The following is an 18575-nucleotide window of genomic DNA, read 5'->3' on the forward strand; positions in this document are numbered from 1 at the left end:
TGGAAACCACCACCAACGGCGTGCCCGTGCGCTACTACATCTGGGGCGCCGGTCGGTTGCTGGGAATCATCGAAAGCGACGGCACCTTGCGCTGCGTGCATGCCGACGAGCAAGGCAGCGTCGTGGCCCTGTCCGACGGCAGCGGCAACGCCACAGACACCTTTGCCTACGGTCCTTATGGCGAAGACTGGGGGCGCACCGGCACCAACAGCCTTCCATTCCGGTGGTTGGGCGGACATGGCGTGTGGCGGGTGTCTGACGCCACCACGCTCCATCTCACCCGTCATCGCGCCTATGACACGATGCTCAAGCGGTTTCTTTCTTCCGATCCGATTGGCCTTGGTGGCGGCGCGAATCTGTACGGATATGCCAATGGAAACCCGCTAAGCTACATTGATCCGCTCGGTCTTTCCTGGGTTAATGTTTTGGGTGGCATTCGCATGGTAGGCGGGGTCTTGGAGTTTAGCGCCGGATATGCCTTCGCTGGTGCTTCAATTGCTTTTGGAACGGTTACGAGTCCTACGGTTATAGGTGGAGTTGTCGGAGCGGCAGGCGCTACGGGTGGCACACTTGTTGGTGCCCACGGCCTTGATACGCTCCAAGCCGGTTATCGCCAAATGATCAGTGGGGAACATGTCGATACGTTCACTTCCGAGCGGATACAAGATCAGGGAGTCTCGCGTCAGAATGCAAACCTTGTTGACGCAGGAATTGGCATGGCTGGGTCGATGGGTGCTGGCTTCGGCACAAGGGCTCTATCCGCAATTAACATAGCGGCCAAGTATCCGTTGGAAACCGCCGGAATGAATAGTGCCGAGATATTGGACAGGTGGGAAACAGGAAGCAGGGCACTCACCGATTACGACTTCAAATTACTTGGTGGAACTTCGACTTCTCCATTATTCAAAGCGGCATCCATCGAACAAGGGATAAATCTTGTCGGCGAAACAATGGCAACAGCACAGCGTCCTTTCGGACCGATTCTGATTTCCTATCTCTCTGCGTCGCTATGGTACACGGGACTAACCCCCAATGCTGCGTCAGGTGCAGGTATTCTTTCGGCTGCTTCGTACGGACTGTCAGCAGCCAGCAACGGCAATAAGTGAGAGAAATGCGAATGCGTTTATTCCCCGAATCTTTGTTGCACATATTGATTTTCTGGCTGACTTTGTTTAACCTAATCGGATTAGCCATGTTCATGCAGGCACTCTGGGTCTTTTGGCAGTCGACCAGCATTGTTCGCCATAGTCTTGATCTTGAAGGTCTTTTTGTGTTTGTGGCAACCGGCGCGCTGGATGCTATTTGTATTTATTCCGTGTATCGATCTACCACCCTCAAGAAATGACGAATTCGGAAGAGAAGCGGAAGCGGGTGACAGAAAAACCGAAATCGCACGATCCTTGCGCCCCGTCCGCTGTATTGGCATAATACCCGCATGTACTTCCGCGCCACCATCCGCCGCCTGTTTTCCGTCGCCTGTGCGACGGTGATGCTGTGCGCGTCGGCCGTTGCGCATGTTACGCGCGCGCCGGTCCCCCAGTTCGGGTCCGACAACGCCGTCACCAACAGCGTGGACGCCCGCGGCCGGAGCACCCGCTACGCACTCGACATCCTGGGGCGTCGCGCCCGCGTGACCTATCCATCCGGCCGGGCCGAAAGCTTTGCGCTCGACGCGCTCGGTCGCATGACTGCCTTCACCAACTCCGAAGGCCACGTCTATCGCCTCGCGTATGACGGCCAGTCCCGAATGGCGCTAAGTTAAGCCTTTCCACCCTCTTTGTCGCGAGCTTTGTCGAATCGCAACCGGTTCGCCTATAGAGGGTTCGACAAAGCTCGCGACAAAGGTCCGTTTATCAGAACCGCTTAACTTAGCGCCATTCGGGACGAGCCTTCTACCTCGTCCCAGCCGTTCGTGATCCAACCATTCGATCGTGTAGATGGCTATGGCGTTATCGGCCCGTTCGCGTAGGTGTCTGCGACCGTGGCGCGGTAATTCACGTCAAGCGCGGGTTGCAGGGCGAGAAGCGCGGCGATGCGGCGGGCGGTCTCGGTGACGTAACGCACCTCAGCCACAGTCAGGCCTCGCCCCAGCAAGGGCTTTTCGCGGTAGGAGAGCCATTTCTTGATGACCTGATACCCGCCTATCGTGTATGCCCACACCGGCGCGGGCACGTTGCGCCAACAGGTCAGGCCGTTCAGGTAGATGTCCAGCGTGTCGCCGGCCGTCTCCACCTTGCCGCGCCCCGGCATGGTCACACCTCCCTTGCCCGCATGACCCCACCCCGCCGTCAGGTCCAAGTCGCCCGCGTCGGCGTTGATCGGCTTGCCGTCGGTGCGGACGCACGCCGCCACGGCCTTGAGATCTCCGCGGATCGCGCCGCAGGTCACACCGGGAACGGGCGTTTCCGTGTCGAGCAGCGCCGCCACCTGCCGCCCCAAGGCTGCGGATGCCAGCACGGCGTCTTTCGTCGCGGGCGTAAGATGCAAGGATAGCGGCCACGTCCTGCGGAGCGGCCAGCGGCGCATTATGCGTCATCGCACGGTAAAGGTACTCGGCGAAGCGTTCGCGCAGCGCGTCGGGACAGGTGCGCGGGTGCGCGGCCAACTTCCAGAATTCCGCTTCGGTCGCGGCCAGCGTGAAACGCTCCAACTCCACCGCCTGACCGGAACCCGTGCGGCCAATCAGCGTAAAGGCGCGGTAATTTGTGACCAGAACAAGTCCGTAGTGGTCCCAATAGCGGGCGACTTGCTCGCTTACGATGATGTCCGCCATGTCCTCGGCGGGCGACTTCACTTCGATCACGCCACGGGCAGGATGAATGTTTTTGAGCGGGTTCGCCCCGGCTTCCTGCTTGGCTGCTTTGCTCTTGAACTGGTCGGCGGTGAACATGCCGCCGTCAGGCATACCCGCGCCTTTGTTCTGAAGTTGGATCACACAGCGCACTTTTGGGGCCGGCTTCTTGCCGATCTCGTTCAAGAGCGTGGAAAGGGCGGTATAGTAAGACGTTTCCGCTGTTCCCGCACCTGTTGCGCGAATCGCCCCCATGTCGCTCAAATACTGTTCAACCGAATTCATAACGATCCCTTGCCGTGTCGGTCAAGCCCTCAAGCATTCCCGAAACTCAACACCGCCCACTTGTTGCGGCATATTCTGATTGGCAGAGCGTACCACATCGGGGCGAGGCTGTCAGCCATACATCTGAATCGCCCCTGTTGGATTACAATTCCTGTTGCTTGTGCGGGCGTGCGCCGGGTACACTGGACGCATGGACACATCATGCGGATTTCTGGAGGCCTTGGCGGCCAGGCAGCGCTTTGGCGTGCGGCAGGGACTGGAGGTGATGGAGGCGCTGATGGCGCAGATGGGCCGGCCCGAGTCGGGCCTGGCCCCCATTCATATCGCGGGGACGAATGGCAAGGGATCGGTGGCGGCGATGACCGATGCGGTGTTGCGGGCGGCCGGATTGACGTGCGGACGCTACACGTCGCCGCATTTGCAGCGCTTCAACGAGCGGATTTTCGTCAACGGCGCGGCGGTCGCCGACGCCGCCCTGGGCGAGGCGGGCCGGGCGGTCGAGGCGGCGGCGCGTGCGGCGGTTGCGGCGGGTGCCGAGGAACCCACGTTCTTTGAGTGTGCCACGGCGGCGGCTTTCGAGGTTTATCGGCGGGCGGGGGTGCGGCTGGTGGCGCTGGAGACCGGCCTCGGCGGCCGGCTGGATGCCACCAACGTGGTGACACCGCTCGTTTCGGTGATTACCCGGATCGGACTGGAGCACACGCAGTGGTTGGGGGATACGCTGGCGAAGATCGCGGGCGAGAAGGCGGGGATCATCAAGCCGGGGCGTCCGGTCGTCTGCGGCGCGATGCCCGACGAGGCGCGGGCGGTGATTCGGCGCCGGGCGGCGGATCTGGGGTGCCGTCTGGTGGACGCGGGCGAGGCCGTTTCGGTGTCGGCCGTGCGCTCGCGTCCCGAGGGGCTGGAGGCCCGGGTGTCGACGGCCTCGCGCGACCTCGGAAAAGTCACGCTGCCGCTGGGCGGCCTGTTTCAGTGTGAGAATCTCGCCACGGCGGTGGCGGCCCTCGAAGCCGCCGAGGAGGCGCTGGGGTTGCGTCTGCCCGATGCGGCGTTTCGCGAGGGGCTGGCGGGGGTATGTTGGCCGGGCCGTTTCCAACTCGTCTCGCGCGAGCCGCCGGTGATCGTGGACGGCGCGCACAACCCCGATTGCGCCGCGGCGCTGCGGGTGGCGCTGAAGAAATCGGGGCTGAGGGGTCCGCTGGGCCTGGTGGCCGGGTTTTGCGATGACAAGGACGCCGGCGCGTTCCTCAAGATTCTCGCGCCGTCGTTCGCGCGCGCCTGGGCGGTGACCATTCCGTCGCCGCGCGCGCTGGCCGGTGGCGCGGTGTCGGCGCTCATGCGCGCCCACGGACTCGCGGCCCGGGAGGCGGAGCTCGGCGACGCGTTGGACGAGGCCCGGGCCTGGGCGCTGGCCGAAGGCGGCGCGGTGGTGGTCTGCGGGTCGCTCTTTCTTGCGGGAGAGGCGCTGACGCGGCTGCACGCCTTTCCGTGGGCGACGCCAGCGGGCGCGGCCGATCCGAATGAGGCGTTCTTGGGCCGTCAGCGACGCGCCGCCGAACCGCCGGCGACAGGAGGCTGACGGCATGCGTCCGCTTCACATCGTCGAAGTGCTGGAGGCTACGGCGGGCGGCACGCGCCGTCATTTGCGCGACCTGGTGCTGGGTCTCGACCGCCACCGCTTCCGGCTGACGGTGATCGCCTCGGCCGGCCGTGACGCCGATTTTAGCCGTGATATCGACCTGTTCCGAATGGCAGGCGTGGCGGTGCATCTGCTGCCGATGAAGCGTCGCATCGCGCCGATTGCCGACGTCGTGGCGCTGGCGCGCCTGATCCGGCTGGTGCGCCGCCTTCGTCCCGACATCATCCATGCCCACAGCTCCAAAGCGGGTCTGCTGGCCCGGTTGGCGGCGTGTGCCGCAGGCGGCGTGCCGGCGGTTTACACGCCCCATGCCTTCGCCTTTTTGTCGGACAGTCCGTGGCTGGGCCTTTACCTGGCCTGCGAACGGTGGGCGTCGCGGTGGACCGGACGGCTCATCGCGGTCAGCCGCGAGGAATACGTTCGGGCGTGCGATGGCGCGCGCGGATTGGGCCTGCCGGCGGACCGCGTGCGGCTGATTCCCAATGGCATTGAGGCCGGCGTCCTGCCACCGATACCCGAGCGTCCCCATCCGCTGATCGGCTTTGTCGGGCGGATATGCCGGCAAAAGGGGCCCGACCTCTTTCTGGACGTCGCGCGGCGCATCCGCGACGCGCGGCCCGACGTCCGGTTTCTGATGGTGGGCGACGGACCCTGGCCCGGATGGGTGAGCAGGCGGCTGAAACGGACCGGACTTGATGCGTGCACCCTGTTGCGAACGGCCCGCGACGAGATCGAGGTGGCCGGGCATCTGACGGACCTGGACGCGCTGGTGATGCCGTCGCGGTGGGAGGGGCTGCCGTACACGCTGCTGGAGGCGATGGCGGCGGGCGTGCCGGTGGTGGCGGCGGAGGCCGGTGGTATTGCTGACGTCATCGCGACGGAGGAGTCAGGGATGCTCGCTCCGGTTGGAGATGTGGCGGGCCTGGCGGCCCGGGCGCTGGCGCTGGTGAATGACCGTCAACTCGCCGGACGAATCCGCGCTGGTGCGCGCGCGCGGATGGAGGGCTATACGCTGCGGCAGATGGTGGCGCGAGTCGCGGCTGTCTATGAAGAATTGGCGGAGCAAGAGGAGTGTTGACGGTATTCCATATTTAAGATATGGTTATCTATATGAAAACAACACTGACTATCAGCGATGTGACGATGCGTGAGGTCAAGCGTGAAGCCGCGCGCCGCCAACAGACCATGTCCGAGATGGTCGAGGCGGCATTGCGAACGATTATCGAACCGGTACCACGCGAGGCCAAGTTGCCGCCGTTGCCGGAATTCGAGAGCGGCGGACTGCGGGTCAACGTTGCCAATCGAGATGCCCTGTACGACGTGATGGGAGGTTAGTCATGTTCGTTGTGGATACCAATATCCTGATTTATGGCGCGGATAAGGACTCGCCAGACCACGCGGGATGCCGCCAGTTGCTCGAACAGTGGCGTTCGCAGACAACGCCTTGGTATGTAACCTGGGGTATTGTGTATGAGTTTCTTCGCGTAGTGACCCATCCACGTGTTCTCAATCGTCCCTTCTCGGCCGCTCAGGCGTGGTTATTCCTTGATGCGCTATTCGCCTCTCTGAGCCTGCGGGTCTTGTCGGAGACCGACCGGCATCGTCATGTGGCAACGGAAGTCTTTGCCGATGTGCCAGGCATTTCCGGCAATCTGGTCTTTGACGCGCACACAGCAATTTTGATGAGAGAAAACGGGATCAAGACGATTGTCACCAGAGACACGGACTTCAACCGGTTTCCGTTTCTCGACACCGTCGATCCGATAACGGAACACCGCCGGACGACGGCATTCAGGAGATTGCCGAGAAACCGCCGCAAATCCTGATGCGGACTGTTGGGACAGGGACGCCCTTTGCTGTGCGTCAAATCGGTATCGGGGGCGAAAGGGGTACATGGCTATTGGAACGGAGTGACACGGCATGATGACCGATAACGGGGAACCGGGCGGGCCGACAACCGCGTGCGGCGGCTGTGCGGGCAAACAAACCCGGTGTCTCAGCCTGCTTTCAGGCGGTTTGGACAGCATGCTGGCCATCTGCGTGCTGCGCGGTCAGGGCGTGCATGTCGAGGCGGTGAGTTTTGCCAGCCCGTTCTTTAACACCGCCGCCGCGCAACGCGCTGCGCGTGCGCTGAACGTGCGGTTGCACACGGTGGATTTCACCGATGATATTCTGGAGTTGATTGAACAGCCGCCGCACGGATTCGGCGGCCACATGAATCCGTGCATCGATTGCCATGCACGGATGGTCAGACGCGCCGGGGAGCGGATGACTGCCATGGGCTTTGACTGCGTGGCGACCGGAGAGGTTCTGGGGCAACGGCCGATGTCACAGAACAGGCATGCGCTGGATATTGTCATCCATGACAGCGGCATGGAGGATTTTCTGGTGCGGCCATTGAGCGCGAAGCTGATGGCGCCGTCGCGGCCGGAGCGGGAGGGTCTGCTCGATCGCGAACGTCTGCTGGGGCTTTCCGGGCGTTCGCGCAAGCCGCAAATGGCGCTGGCGGCGGCTTACGGCATACGGGCGTATCCGACACCGGCCGGCGGCTGTCTGCTCACCGATGAGGGCTTCTGCCGTAGGCTGGCCAACCTTCTCGCCGAACGGGGTATCCGGGATCTGCGGTCGCTTCGGTTATTGCGCATCGGCCGGCACATGCGGCTTCCCGGAGGCTCCACGTGCATCATCGGCAGGAATCAGGCGGATAACGAGTCCTTGCATGTGGCGTTTGCCGAGGGCGATGTGTTGGTGGACACGGTCAACGTGCCGGGGCCCACGTTATTAATCCCGTTCGGAGTGCGCGAGTCTGCCGACATTGCCCGGGCGGTTCAGGTGTGCGCGGCCTATAGCGACCACCACGAGAAAAAGGCGGTTACAATCCGTGTGGTCGCATCGGGGGAGGAGCGCTTGCAGGCCGTTGCGGGAGAGTCTCGCGACGCCTATTCATCATGGGTCCTCTAAGAAAAGAAACCCAACACAAAGACGACCAGAGCGACAAGCACAGCCAGAATGACCAGGCCGATGAAAATCGGCCAGAGCGTTCGCGAACCATGCGTTTTCTTGAAGTCTGATGGCGGCATGACGCGCGCATTCTCGGGTACCAGCGGGTGCAAGCTGACGGTCGTGCGCGGAATCGAAGAAATGTCCGCAGCGTCATTTTCGTCCGATGGCGGCGCTGTGGGCACGTCGTCGCCCTCAAGCATGACAGAGATATCCCCGAACGAGAAAATGTCGTTTCGGTAAACCCGTATGCTTTGGATGCGCGAGCCATTGAGGCGCGTGCCGTTGGTGGACCCGAGGTCACGCAACTCAAATCCGTCATCGGATCGAATAATCTCTGCATGGGTTCCGGAAACCGACGGATAAACCAAGATCACATCGTTTTCGGCACGCCTTCCGATGCGCGTGACCCCGTCTTTGAGGTCGAACTTGTGCCCCTTCCTATCACCCTCGGTCAAGACCAAATAAGCCATAAATCGTCCTCTTAAGTCCGATCACCGCTTGGGAGCATACGAAAGCCGCGTCGACAAGTCAAGAAGCCCGCATCGAATCCGGCGTCCTCAGCCGTGCGCAAAGCGAAGACAACGTCAGGCGATTTCGCTGAATTTAGCTCCGGGGATGCCGCAGATCGGACATTGCTCGGGAACCGAGCCCACCTCCGTGTTGCCGCAGACCGGACAGACAAAGAGTTTCGCGGCGGGGAGGTCCTTCCCGGCCTTGAGCGCGGCGGCCGCCTGGCTGTAAAGACCGTGGTGGATCTTTTCGACGGCCATGGCGTATTCAAACGAGCGCAAGGCACCCGCATGGGCATCCCGTTTGGCGGCGGCGACGAACTCGGGATACATCGTCGTGAACTCGTGACCTTCGCCGGCAATCGCCTCCTGCACGTTCTCCGCCGTGCTCTTCACGCCGTTGGCGACGCGCAAATGGGCGTGGGCATGAACGGTTTCGGCCTCGGCCGCCGCGCGGAAGAGCCGGGCGATCTGCGTCTTGCCGTCGGCATCCGCCTTCTTGGCGAAGGCGAGGTATTTGCGATTTGCCTGACTCTCACCCGCGAATGCGGCCATCAGATTTTCCTGTGTTGTCATGAGGCGACTCCGGTTGCGTTGTTGATGAGGTTGATGCAAGCCTATGCACTGAAAGCACTACGCGAACGGGTTTTCGTTGGGGTAGAGCTCGCCAGCCGGTTTTGGGGCCGCCACATCGGCGATGCCCAGCAGCTTGGCTGCGTCGAAGAGGACCTCGCCGGCGGTGTCGAACGCCACAGCCCCGTGATGCGGGTAGTGTTTCTCCAGCAGCACCTGGCGATAGAAGCGGGCAAAATTCGGAATTCCGAAGATGCCGATGCCGCCGAACGAGCGCGGGTCGGCGTCGAGTATGTTGCCCTCGGCGATGTAGCTTTGGAGACGGCAATCCGCCGTTCCCTGCACGCGGAAAAAGGTGATCGGGCCCGGCCGCAGCCGACCTTCCAGCGTGCCCGCAGTAATGTCGGGCTCCCGGCCCGGCTCCATCAGACGGTGCATAATGAGCTGATATTTCATCGAGCAACCGGAACAGAGGCAGCAGGAGGGGGTGTTGCCGCAGTGGAAGCCCATGAACAGATCGGCTCGCGTGGCGCCCTGCAGATTCTTGATCGGCAGGTCGGCGGGCACGGTGTTGTTGATGTCGAGAATCGTCGTCGGCAAGAGCGTCGCGCATTGGGCCATGTACTGAGAGACCGCCCCGTACATGTCGACCTCGCACGCCACCGGTATGCCGCGCGTGGAGAGGCGGGAGTTGACAAAACAGGGGACGAAGCGGAAGGCCGATTCGAATGCGGGCCAGCATTTGTTGGCCATCACGCCGAACTGGCGGGATCCGAGATTGGCCTCGAAGAACGTCAGCAGGGCGAGCTCGAACTGGGCCAGCTCGCGCAGCTTGCCCGCAAAGCAGTTGCCCTTGCCGAGTTCCTTGGCCATGTCCTTGGCGATGGCATCGATTTCCTTCGTTCGCTTCGCGGTACCCTGGTAGAGCTGCAGCAGGTCGAGTTCCGAGTTCTCCATCACCTCGATGCCCAGATTGTACATGGGCTTGATCGGCGCATTGCAGGCAAAGAAATCCTGCGGGCGCGGACCAAACGCAAAGACCTTGAGGTTGCGGATGCCGTTCACCACGCGGGCCACGCGAGTGAAATGGACGATGTGGTTGACGATCGCGTCCGGGAGGCCCACCGGCACGGCCGGTATGAAGGGGGTGATGTTGCGCAGGGCGCAGTTCAACGAGGCGTTCAACATGCCGCAGAAGGCGTCGCCACGCCCGTTGATCAGGTCTTTAGCCGATTCCTCCGCCGCCGCGCACAGCATGAAGGGGACGCCCATTTCCTTGGCAAAAATGGTGTAGGGCGCCTCAGGACCGAAGTTGCCGAGGTAGATTGTGAGCGCGTTGACGCCAGCGGCGCGCATTTCCACGAGCGCTTTGACCGTGTCAGCTTCTGATTCGATGACCACCGAGCAGGGGATCACCTCGACTTTGCGCTTGGCGCAGGCTTTTACAACACGATCAAGACGCGCACGGCTGAGTTCGATCGGGAAGCAGTCGCGACTGACGGCGACGATGCCCATTTTAACGCTGGGAATGTTTTGCATACGGTCTAGGTCTCCTCGCCGCCCCAGAGGGGCTGGGTGATTGGTTAAGCTATGATTATGCACGAAAGCACCCCGCTCGTCCAGCCTGCGTGTGCTGAGAAATAGATCAGAATTACATCAGGCCGCGCCGGAAGTTGGCGGGGTGGCTTCCGGAGGGCCTCTCGCCGCAGCGAACGGCTCGCCAGGCGGCGGCGAGCACGGCGGGGTCTGAAGGCTGCCACGACCAGTCGCAACGGAACTGGCGGATGCCCAGGCCCAGCAGCTCTGGAATGGCGTCCGCGCAGGAGAACGGGCGATCGCCGGTTGTGATCCAGCGGCCGTCGAGCGGACAGGCGTGCAAGGTCTGGCCCCGGCGGTCGGCCCATGCGACGGACTCGGTAGGCGGGTCGCCCGGTCCGGCGCAGGGCGGCGTTTGCGAAATGAACAGCGGCGTGAGCTGGAAGACCAGCGCCTCGATAACCCCAGCATCCACGCAAACGGCGAGATTGGCCGCCGTTTCCTCGGGCGAGGTGACGCGGCGCGTAATCCCCTGTTCGCGCAGAAAGGCGCTGGCGGGGCGGTTGAGCGCATAGAACGACCAGTCGGCGGTGATGTCTTCGGCCTGGCCTGCACAGCGCCGCAACCGGTCGAGACCTGCCAGATCGGCGCACTCCCACAGCCGCCACCCATCCGCCGCCAGTGTGCCCAGCCGAAGGGCCAAGGGCGCGGACTCGCTGTCGCGCACCAGCAGGGGCACGGCCAGTCGGATGCGATCACGGGGAAGGATCGTCAGCCAGGCCGCGAGACCGCGACGGATGGCCTCGTCGTCCGCATGGCCGATCTGCACGACCAGCTCGTGGGCATCACCCAGCGCCTCGGATGGCGCTTGCGAGACATGCACCTTGGCCGTGAAGCGGGGTGCCGCGCGTTCCTGCTGTGTGTGGTCAGACAGCGCGCGCGCCTGAAGAGCAGGGGAGGAGTCCCACTGATCACGCACCGCATCACGGACCGCCTGACGACGGGCGGCCCGGGCAACAGTCAGGGCCTCCAACACACGACGGCGGGCGTCGTTGAGCAGGGAGGGCGGGGCGTAGCGGGCGTCGGGATCATGAACCGCCAGACGGGCCACCCGCCAGCCGGCGTCGCGGGTGCGGTCGAATGCTTTGCGCACCGCCGCCTCGGTCTGACCCGGATTGCGCGCGGGAGTCAGCTCCGCCGGGACGCGCACCGTTGCCGTGTCCGCGCAGGCGTCGGTCGATTCGGCGGTCAGGACCAGTCCTGCCGCATCGAGCGTGATCGTGACCGCGCAGGCGTGAATCGGGGCGAGCGATGATTCGCGGACCGTTTCGACGGGATAGGCCCGCCGCACCGCTTGAGAGGCCGAGCAGTAGACCGCCGCGCCGGGCGCGGGAATCGTCGAGAAATCGGGGGGCAACCCGACCTCGACATCGATGCCGGCGGGGAGGGCGATTTCGCCGCGCGTGGCGCCGCAGCGCCGCAGCGCGCTGACCGCGAAACCTTCGGGCTGCCCGCCCGCCGCCGGCTCGATTTGGAGACCGTCGTGTTTTTCCAGGGCGCGCGCGGTGCGGAAGCGCAGCCAGCGTCCGCCGCAGCCGTCGCGCTGAACCGACTGGACGGTGCCGATACGGGTGCCGCGGTGGCCGACGGCCGATGGGTCAATGATGGCGAGCGGGTCGGTGCCGGCGCCTTCGGCGTAGAACGACGTCCAGGGCCGGCTGAAGATGGTCTGGATATCGCCGATCTTGCCCGCCTGTTCACTCGGGGTGAGCGTGCCATCCAGGGCGCGCCGGTAGAGGTCGGTGATGGCGGCGACGTAGAGCGGCGACTTCATCCGGCCTTCGATCTTCAGGCTGGCGACACCCGCCTCGACCAGCGCGGGGATGTGGGGGAGCCAGGCCAGGTCGCGCATGGAGAAGGGATGGCTGGCCGTAGCGTCTGGGTCTCCGGCTCCGGTCAGGCGGTCGCGGCAGCAGTAGGCGCAGCGGCCGCGGTTGCCGCTTCGGCCGACGGCGTGTGAGGAGAAGAGGCAGAGTCCGCTGGTGGAGTAGCAGAGCGCGCCGTGGATGAAGACCTCGATCTCGGCGGCGTGGTCGCGGACGGTTGCGGCGATTTCGTCCAGAGTCAGCTCGCGGGCGAGCACCACGCGGGTGAAGCCGCGTGCAGCAAGCGCCTGAACCCCCTCGCGGCTGTGCGCCGCCATCTGGGTGCTGGCGTGGAGCTGCAGACGCGGAAAATGCCTGCGGGCCATCTCAAACAGTCCCCAGTCTTGGATGATAACACCATCGACGCCGAGGTCGTCGAGCTGATCGAGCGTCTCCAGCGCTGCCGGGAGCTCGGCCTCCAGCAGCAGCGTATTGAAGGTGCAATAGATCTTGCGCGGCGGTGTGAGGCTGCGCGCATGGGCCAGCAGCACGGCCAGCCGTTCAGGGGATAGGTTCTGAGCCTCGGCCCGCGCCGAGAAGCGATCCAGACCCGCATAGACGGCATCCGCGCCATACCGGAATGCGGCGACGGCGGCGTCAAAACAGCCTGCGGGGGCTAGAAGTTCGGGAAGAACCATGTGTCAGTGTACCGATTGAGACCGTCGGGACGCAAGGACGGATAAAGCGAAAGCTGAAAATGGAAAGCTGAAAGAACACGCCACGCTCCAATGAGGGATGCGTGAGACATGGGCGCCGATTATTGCGCGTGATCTGAAACACCTCCAATACCCGACCCATGCATTTGACAATCCCCCGAATTTAAGGGATACTCACTGGAATGAATTTGCCGCGTATGAGAGCTTGCCTTGGCTTGGCGCCGGAGGCGTCGCGTCGGCGCCAGACCGCTGGTGGATGCTCTTCGCTGGCCCTGTCGTTCGTGTTTCTATTTCAATTTCTCCTGCCGGGCTCTGCTCAGGGGGAGGGCTCGCCTTCCAAAAAGGGCTCGCCTCAGAAAGCCGATTCGGCCGTCTCTGTTTATGCGGTGGAGCGGTTTGCCCAGCCTCAGGGTCAGAAGGCCCCCAAAAACATCATCTTGATGATTGGCGACGGCATGGGGCTGGCTCATGTTTATGCCGCAATGGTAGCCAACCACGGGCAGCTCTATCTCGATAACTTCAAGCATATTGGGCTGGCCAAGACCCATTCGTCGAGTGACTTCATCACCGATTCAGCGGCCAGCGCAACGGCGCTGGCTACCGGAGTCAAGACGTACAATGGGGCCATTGGCGTGGGGCCTGACAAGAAGCCCCTTCCCTCCATTCGTGATCTGGCTGAGAAAAAGGGGTTGAAAACGGGCCTCGTCTCCACCTCGGCCATCACCCACGCCACGCCGGCCTCTTTTATTGCCCATGCCGAATCGCGGGGGGAGTACGAGAAGATCGCGGCGCAATTTCTGGATACTCAGATTGATCTGTTTATAGGAGGGGGACTCGACCATTTTGAGAAACGCCGTGACGGACGCAACCTGAGTCAGGACCTTCGGGCCAAGGGGTATCAGGTCGTCTACACGATAGCGGATATTCAGAAGGTGGAATCCGGCAAGCTGGCCGGATTGACAGCGCGCGACCATCATGCGCCAGCGCCGGAACGAGGAGAGATGCTCGTGCCCGCTACGGAGACCGCCATCCGACTCCTGTCCAAGGAGTCCTCGGGCTTCTTTTTGATGGTGGAGGGGTCTCAGATCGATTTCCTGTCTCATGCAAACAACACCGCTGGCGTTGTTCTCGAAACCCTGGACTTTGACCGGGCCATCGGGGCGGCTCTGCGCTTCGCCTCCACCAACGGCGAAACGCTGGTGATCGTGACGGGGGATCATGAGACAGGGGGGATGACCCTCAACGGAGGCGACTGCGCGACCGGTCAGGTGACGGCTCGCTATACGTCGAGTGATCATACCGCAGTGGCGGTTCCGGTCTATGCCTTTGGCCCGGGCGCCGACCAATTCACGGGCTTTATCGACAACACCGAGATCGCCCGACGGATGATGAAGCTGCTGAACCTCGATCCCTGAGTCCCTGTGACGAAAGCCGACGACCGGGCTACACCGCACGGCGCTGGCGCAGTTTGTCGAGCATCACGGCGGCGATGATGATGAAGCCGGTGGCAATTTGCTGGACCCAGTTGTCGAAGCCCATTTTCGTGCAGCCGTTGGCCACCATCGTCATGATGATCGCACCGATCAAACTGCCCGCGATGCGGCCTTCCCCGCCAGCGAGACTCGCGCCACCAATCACAACGGCCGCAATCACGCCGAGCTCGTAACCCTCCGCCGTCGTGGGGTCTCCCACGCGGATGTAGGAAAACTGGAGCATCGCCGCGATGCCCGCGAACAACGCGCCGAGCGTGTAGACCAGGATCTTCACGCGATCCACATTCACCCCGCAGAGACGCGCCGTCTGCTCATTCGAGCCGACCGCGAAGATATGACGGCCAAAGCGCGTGAACCGCAACATCAGCGCAACCAGCACCGCCAGCGCCAGCATCAGCCACACGCCCGGAGGCAACAACATCCAGCGGTTCTCATCCTTGAGTCCAGACAGCAATTTCATGATCCAACTGTTCGTGATGGCTTCTGTGCGCGGCGGATAGACCGTCTGGCTATTGGCCAAACCCTTCGCTCCGCCGCGCAGCGCGCCCATCAATCCAAGGGTTACAATGAACGGCAACACTTTCAACCGCGTGATCAGCAATCCGCTGAACGCGCCGGTCGCCGTACAAGCCGCGATTCCGCCGAGCGCCGCAAGGATGGGCGTGAAGCCAGCCTGCAGCAAAAGCGCGATGGTCACGACACCGATCGCGATGTTGGATCCGACCGCCAGATCAATTCCACCGGCGATGATGATCAATGTCATCCCGATGGCCGCAGTTCCAATCACGGCGGTCTGCCGCAGGATGATCTGCATGTTGTCGAGATTCAGGAACGTCTTCGGTCGAAGCGCCGAGAACAGCACAAACACAAACACAAGCCCGATCAGGGGTCCAAGCATCGCCAGGTATTTGCGCATGTTCATTCCGCCTGACAGTCTCTTCTCTGCTTCGCTCATGGTCCTCCGTTGCCTGGCGTGCCCGTCGCCTCTAACATGATCTGGTGCTCGTTGGTCTCGCTGACGAGACGGGCCGGGCCCAGGGTTCCGCGACACATCACGGCGATACGATCACAGGTGCCCATCAGCTCCGGCAGATAGCTGCTGACCATCAGCACCGCCCGCCCTTCGCAGGCGAGCTCGTCAATCAGCTTGTAGATCAGCGCCTTTGCCCCGACATCGATCCCGCGCGTCGGCTCGTCCAGCAGCAGGAGGTCCACGCCGTGTTCCAGCAGTCGGCCCACCGCGACCTTCTGCTGATTGCCGCCGGACAACGATCCGACCGACTGCTGTGGACCCGCGCACTTGGTCTCCAGCCTGCTGATCCAGTGCTTGGATTTCTCTTCCAGCGAACGCGGACTGACAAAAAAGCCCAAACTCGATAGCGTCATGTTGTCTGCAAGGGAAAGATTCAGCGCAAGCCCCTCGGTCTTGCGGTCCTCGCTCACCATCCCGACGCCCTGCCGCCAGCGCTCAGACGGTGTGGCCGCGCCGCTTACCGTCGCAACCCGGACCTCGCCCGACGCCACCGCATCCAGTCCAAAGATCGTCCGCAGCAGCTCCGTTCGGCCCGCGCCGACGAGCCCTGCGATGCCGACGACTTCGCCGCGTTTAATGTCGAGCGACGCCGAAATCGGCTTGGAGCGGCCTGCGAATTTTTTAACCGATAACAGGACGTCACCCGTTGCCCGCTTCGACCGCGGATACAAGTCCTTCACGTCGCGGCCGACCATCAGCGAAACGATCTGCGCCGGCGTCGCCTCTGCGGTCAAGCCGCCGCCCACACTTTGTCCATCACGCAACACCGTATAGCGGTCTGACAGGTCCTTCACCTCTTCAAGAAAGTGGGAGATATAGACGATCGCATGGCCTTTCGCCTTCAGCCGCCTCACCAGCGCGAAGAGCTTTGCGATGTCCGCTTTCGTCAGACTGCTCGTCGGCTCATCAAGCACGAGCACCTTGCAGCCGACCGCGACCGCGCGCCCGATCTCAACGAGCTGCTGCTCGGCAATCGAAAGTTCGCCCACGGGTTGATCGACGTGAATATCGGATCGTCCGACCTCCGTGAGGGCCTCTGCCGAGATGCGTCGGATCTCTTTCCAATTCAGCAGCGGACCTGTGGTGGGTTCCATGCCGAGCAGGATATTTTCGGCGACGCTCAGGTGCTTCGCGAGTGAGAGCTCCTGATAGATCATCGCCACGCCCGCGCGCCGCGCATCGAGCGGTCCGCGCGGCTTGTACGGCTCCCCGTCCAGCCACATCTGCCCCTCGTCGGGGGGGTGTGCACCGGACAGGACTTTCATCAGCGTGCTCTTGCCGGCTCCGTTCTCGCCCACAAGCCCCAGCACTTCGCCTGCGTTTACATACAGATCAACCCCGGCAAGCGCAATGGTCGCCCCGAAGCGCTTCCGTACCGCAGACATCTTCAAGCGCTCTGTCATCACATCCGTCCGTGTGGCCTGTGGATACGGCGGCCTGCGTCCTACTTGCCGAGGATCGCCTGAATCTCGGGCGACGCCATGTTGTCCTTCGTAATCAACGCGCAGCCGGTATCAATTACTGCGTCCACCTGCTCACCCTTCAGCACCGCAGCCATCGTTTTCACCGCGATATAGCCCATTTTCCTGGGGTTCTGAGCCACGAGGCCCATGATTTCGCCATTCGCCAACCCCTGCAGCAGCATCTCCGATGCATCGAAACCCACAAACGTCTTCTTGCCCGCCAGACCGTTATCCTGCAAGGCGAGCAGCATGCCCACGGCCGACGACTCGTTGGGCGCGAAGATCCCGTCGGCCTCCCTCAACGTATCGAGCATGTTCATCGCGCGGTCTTTCGCCGATGCCGAGGTCGCGCCCGCGTACTGGTCTTTCGAAATGACCGTGATGCCCGGGTTCGCCGCCATGGCTTCGAGGAAACCCGCTTCGCGCTGCATCGTGCTGGCCGAACCCTCCAAATAACGGAGCAACACCACCTTGCCCGTCCCGCCGAGTAGCTTCGCCAGATGATCGCCGCCGAGTTTGCCGGCCGCCTTGTTGTCGGTGGCGACAAAGCTGGCGCAATCGTTTCCTTCAAGCGTCGAATCAAAGATCACCGTCGCGATCTTCTTTTCCTTCGCCGACTGCACCGGAACGACCAACGCCTGACTGTCCAGCGGAGCCAGCACGATACCCGCCACGCCTTCGCTGATGAACTGCTCAAGCAACTGGATCTGCGAGGCACGGTCGTCCTCTTTCATCGGGCCTTTCCAGATCACGTCAAGACCGAACTCATTGCCCGCCTGCTTCGCGCCAGCTTCGACCGATTTCCAAAAGGCGTGCGTGCTCCCCTTCGGAATCACCGCGACCCGAGGCTTCGCGTCGCCGTCGGCCGCTCGGTTCTCCGTGTTCTTGCTGTCCCCGCACCCCGCGAGCAACACAACCGCAACGCCTACCGCTACCCGTTCACCCATCATTTTCATCAACATGATAGCACCTCACTCGGGATGTCCCTGTTTGTTTGTCTCATTCGGCATGGCATTGATAAGAAACGGCTTCTCGACTGGCATAAGCCCGCATCGGCTGGAAGCATTGCAGAACCGGCCGCGAGTTGCACTTTCATGGTGTTAACGTGCCAGAAACGGGGAAAGATGTCCAGAATATCTTTAATACGCGCCTTCATCGGCCGAATGCGGGCGTTCACAAACCTGTTGCCGATGCGCTTGCCACACGTCTGCTCAATTTCCCCCACCTGGAAAATGCCGTCATCCTCGATATTGACCCGGAAGTCTATCGGCTGGGGTACGGCCATATTGACGGCCTGACCACGCTCAAGACCTTGTGCGATTGACCCTTTACGCCCGGCGAATTGAATCCCGTCATGCCAAGCCAGCCATCAAGATGTTGTAACTTCAGGAATATTCTGTTTGTGTGGAACGAATGTTTGTCAGCTACATGAATACTGTAACCGTTGGCGCACTATTCAATAACCTCATGTCCTCTGATTACGAAGGTCCCCGTCGATAGTTTTTTACAAGGGCAATTGAGGAATGCCCAGTTCTTCAAGGAGGCACTTCACGAGAATCTGTGGGTGGTAGTTGATTAAGAAAGGCGCATCCGGTTATCCTTCTTGTACACAAAACAGAGGAGGATAAACGACACCGGATGCGCGTAGAAACTTTACTAAACCACATGG

17 protein-coding genes are annotated in these 18575 nt (G+C 62.3%); 9 read left to right on the top strand and 8 right to left on the bottom strand.

Features of this window, described 5'->3' with window-relative positions; translation table 11 throughout:
• Together FJ222_08080 and FJ222_08085 are read left to right on the top strand one after the other, a co-directional pair.
• Nucleotides 1–1106: RHS repeat-associated core domain-containing protein (locus FJ222_08080; protein ID MBM4164382.1), on the top strand; the 1106-nt coding region annotated here is incomplete at its 5' end.
• Between the two features lie 329 nt (nucleotides 1107–1435).
• Nucleotides 1436–1762: a hypothetical protein gene (locus tag FJ222_08085; GenBank protein ID MBM4164383.1), complete on the top strand. Its 327-nt coding sequence runs from the start codon at nucleotides 1436–1438 to the stop codon at nucleotides 1760–1762.
• A gap of 179 nt (nucleotides 1763–1941) precedes the next feature.
• Here the strand turns inward: FJ222_08085 and FJ222_08090 are convergent, their stop codons facing one another.
• Nucleotides 1942–2487, bottom strand: coding sequence for a hypothetical protein (locus FJ222_08090; protein ID MBM4164384.1), 546 nt, complete (start codon nucleotides 2485–2487; stop codon nucleotides 1942–1944).
• A 779-nt stretch (nucleotides 2488–3266) separates the two neighbouring features.
• Here FJ222_08090 and FJ222_08095 point away from each other — a divergent pair.
• From FJ222_08095 to FJ222_08115, 5 genes are all read left to right on the top strand, one after another.
• Complete coding sequence (locus FJ222_08095; GenBank protein ID MBM4164385.1) at nucleotides 3267–4655, top strand: bifunctional folylpolyglutamate synthase/dihydrofolate synthase; 1389 nt, start codon at nucleotides 3267–3269, stop codon at nucleotides 4653–4655.
• The gene (locus tag FJ222_08100) at nucleotides 4597–5793 is read left to right on the top strand and encodes a glycosyltransferase family 4 protein (GenBank protein ID MBM4164386.1); all 1197 of its coding nucleotides are present in this window, start codon (nucleotides 4597–4599) and stop codon (nucleotides 5791–5793) included. The genes FJ222_08095 and FJ222_08100 overlap by 59 nt, the downstream gene beginning before the upstream one ends.
• A 20-nt stretch (nucleotides 5794–5813) precedes the next feature.
• Entirely contained in the window at nucleotides 5814–6050 is a 237-nt protein-coding gene (locus FJ222_08105; GenBank protein MBM4164387.1) for a ribbon-helix-helix protein, CopG family, read from the top strand.
• 2 nt (nucleotides 6051–6052) lie between these two features.
• Nucleotides 6053–6541 carry a PIN domain-containing protein gene (locus tag FJ222_08110; protein MBM4164388.1) on the top strand — a complete coding sequence of 163 codons (489 nt, stop codon included), beginning with the start codon at nucleotides 6053–6055 and terminating at the stop codon, nucleotides 6539–6541.
• 94 nt (nucleotides 6542–6635) lie between these two features.
• On the top strand, nucleotides 6636–7676 hold the full coding sequence (locus FJ222_08115; GenBank protein ID MBM4164389.1) for a DUF814 domain-containing protein: 1041 nt from the start codon (nucleotides 6636–6638) through the stop codon (nucleotides 7674–7676).
• Here the strand turns inward: FJ222_08115 and FJ222_08120 are convergent.
• The 4 genes from FJ222_08120 to FJ222_08135 all read right to left on the bottom strand — a co-directional run bounded on the left by FJ222_08120 (nucleotide 7673) and on the right by FJ222_08135 (nucleotide 12899).
• Nucleotides 7673–8188 carry an FHA domain-containing protein gene (locus FJ222_08120; protein ID MBM4164390.1) on the bottom strand — a complete coding sequence of 172 codons (516 nt, stop codon included), beginning with the start codon at nucleotides 8186–8188 and terminating at the stop codon, nucleotides 7673–7675. The genes FJ222_08115 and FJ222_08120 overlap by 4 nt on opposite strands.
• A gap of 114 nt (nucleotides 8189–8302) precedes the next feature.
• Nucleotides 8303–8803: a rubrerythrin family protein gene (locus tag FJ222_08125; GenBank protein MBM4164391.1), complete on the bottom strand. Its 501-nt coding sequence runs from the start codon at nucleotides 8801–8803 to the stop codon at nucleotides 8303–8305.
• A 57-nt stretch (nucleotides 8804–8860) separates the two neighbouring features.
• Complete coding sequence (locus tag FJ222_08130) at nucleotides 8861–10339, bottom strand: fucose isomerase (GenBank protein ID MBM4164392.1); 1479 nt, start codon at nucleotides 10337–10339, stop codon at nucleotides 8861–8863.
• Nucleotides 10340–10451: 112 nt separating this feature from the next.
• Nucleotides 10452–12899 (bottom strand): U32 family peptidase, encoded by a 2448-nt coding sequence (locus tag FJ222_08135; GenBank protein ID MBM4164393.1) that lies wholly within the window; start codon nucleotides 12897–12899, stop codon nucleotides 10452–10454.
• Nucleotides 12900–13114: 215 nt separating this feature from the next.
• Here FJ222_08135 and FJ222_08140 point away from each other — a divergent pair, with 215 nt between their 5' ends.
• Entirely contained in the window at nucleotides 13115–14332 is a 1218-nt protein-coding gene (locus FJ222_08140) for an alkaline phosphatase (GenBank protein ID MBM4164394.1), read from the top strand.
• 28 nt (nucleotides 14333–14360) lie between these two features.
• On the opposite strand, the gene FJ222_08145 is transcribed toward FJ222_08140, so the two are convergent.
• Genes FJ222_08145 through FJ222_08155 form a run of 3 tightly spaced genes read right to left on the bottom strand, consistent with a single transcriptional unit; the run spans nucleotide 14361 to nucleotide 17853 of the window.
• Nucleotides 14361–15326, bottom strand: coding sequence for an ABC transporter permease (locus tag FJ222_08145; GenBank protein MBM4164395.1), 966 nt, complete (start codon nucleotides 15324–15326; stop codon nucleotides 14361–14363).
• A 35-nt stretch (nucleotides 15327–15361) separates the two neighbouring features.
• Entirely contained in the window at nucleotides 15362–16849 is a 1488-nt protein-coding gene (locus tag FJ222_08150) for a sugar ABC transporter ATP-binding protein (protein MBM4164396.1), read from the bottom strand.
• A 38-nt stretch (nucleotides 16850–16887) separates the two neighbouring features.
• Entirely contained in the window at nucleotides 16888–17853 is a 966-nt protein-coding gene (locus tag FJ222_08155) for a substrate-binding domain-containing protein (protein MBM4164397.1), read from the bottom strand.
• A gap of 158 nt (nucleotides 17854–18011) precedes the next feature.
• Here FJ222_08155 and FJ222_08160 point away from each other — a divergent pair, with 158 nt between their 5' ends.
• Entirely contained in the window at nucleotides 18012–18230 is a 219-nt protein-coding gene (locus FJ222_08160; protein MBM4164398.1) for a hypothetical protein, read from the top strand.
• Nucleotides 18231–18575: the final 345 nt, after the last annotated feature.

Source organism: Lentisphaerota bacterium (assembly GCA_016873675.1).
GTDB lineage: Bacteria > Verrucomicrobiota > Kiritimatiellia > RFP12 > JAAYNR01 > VGWG01.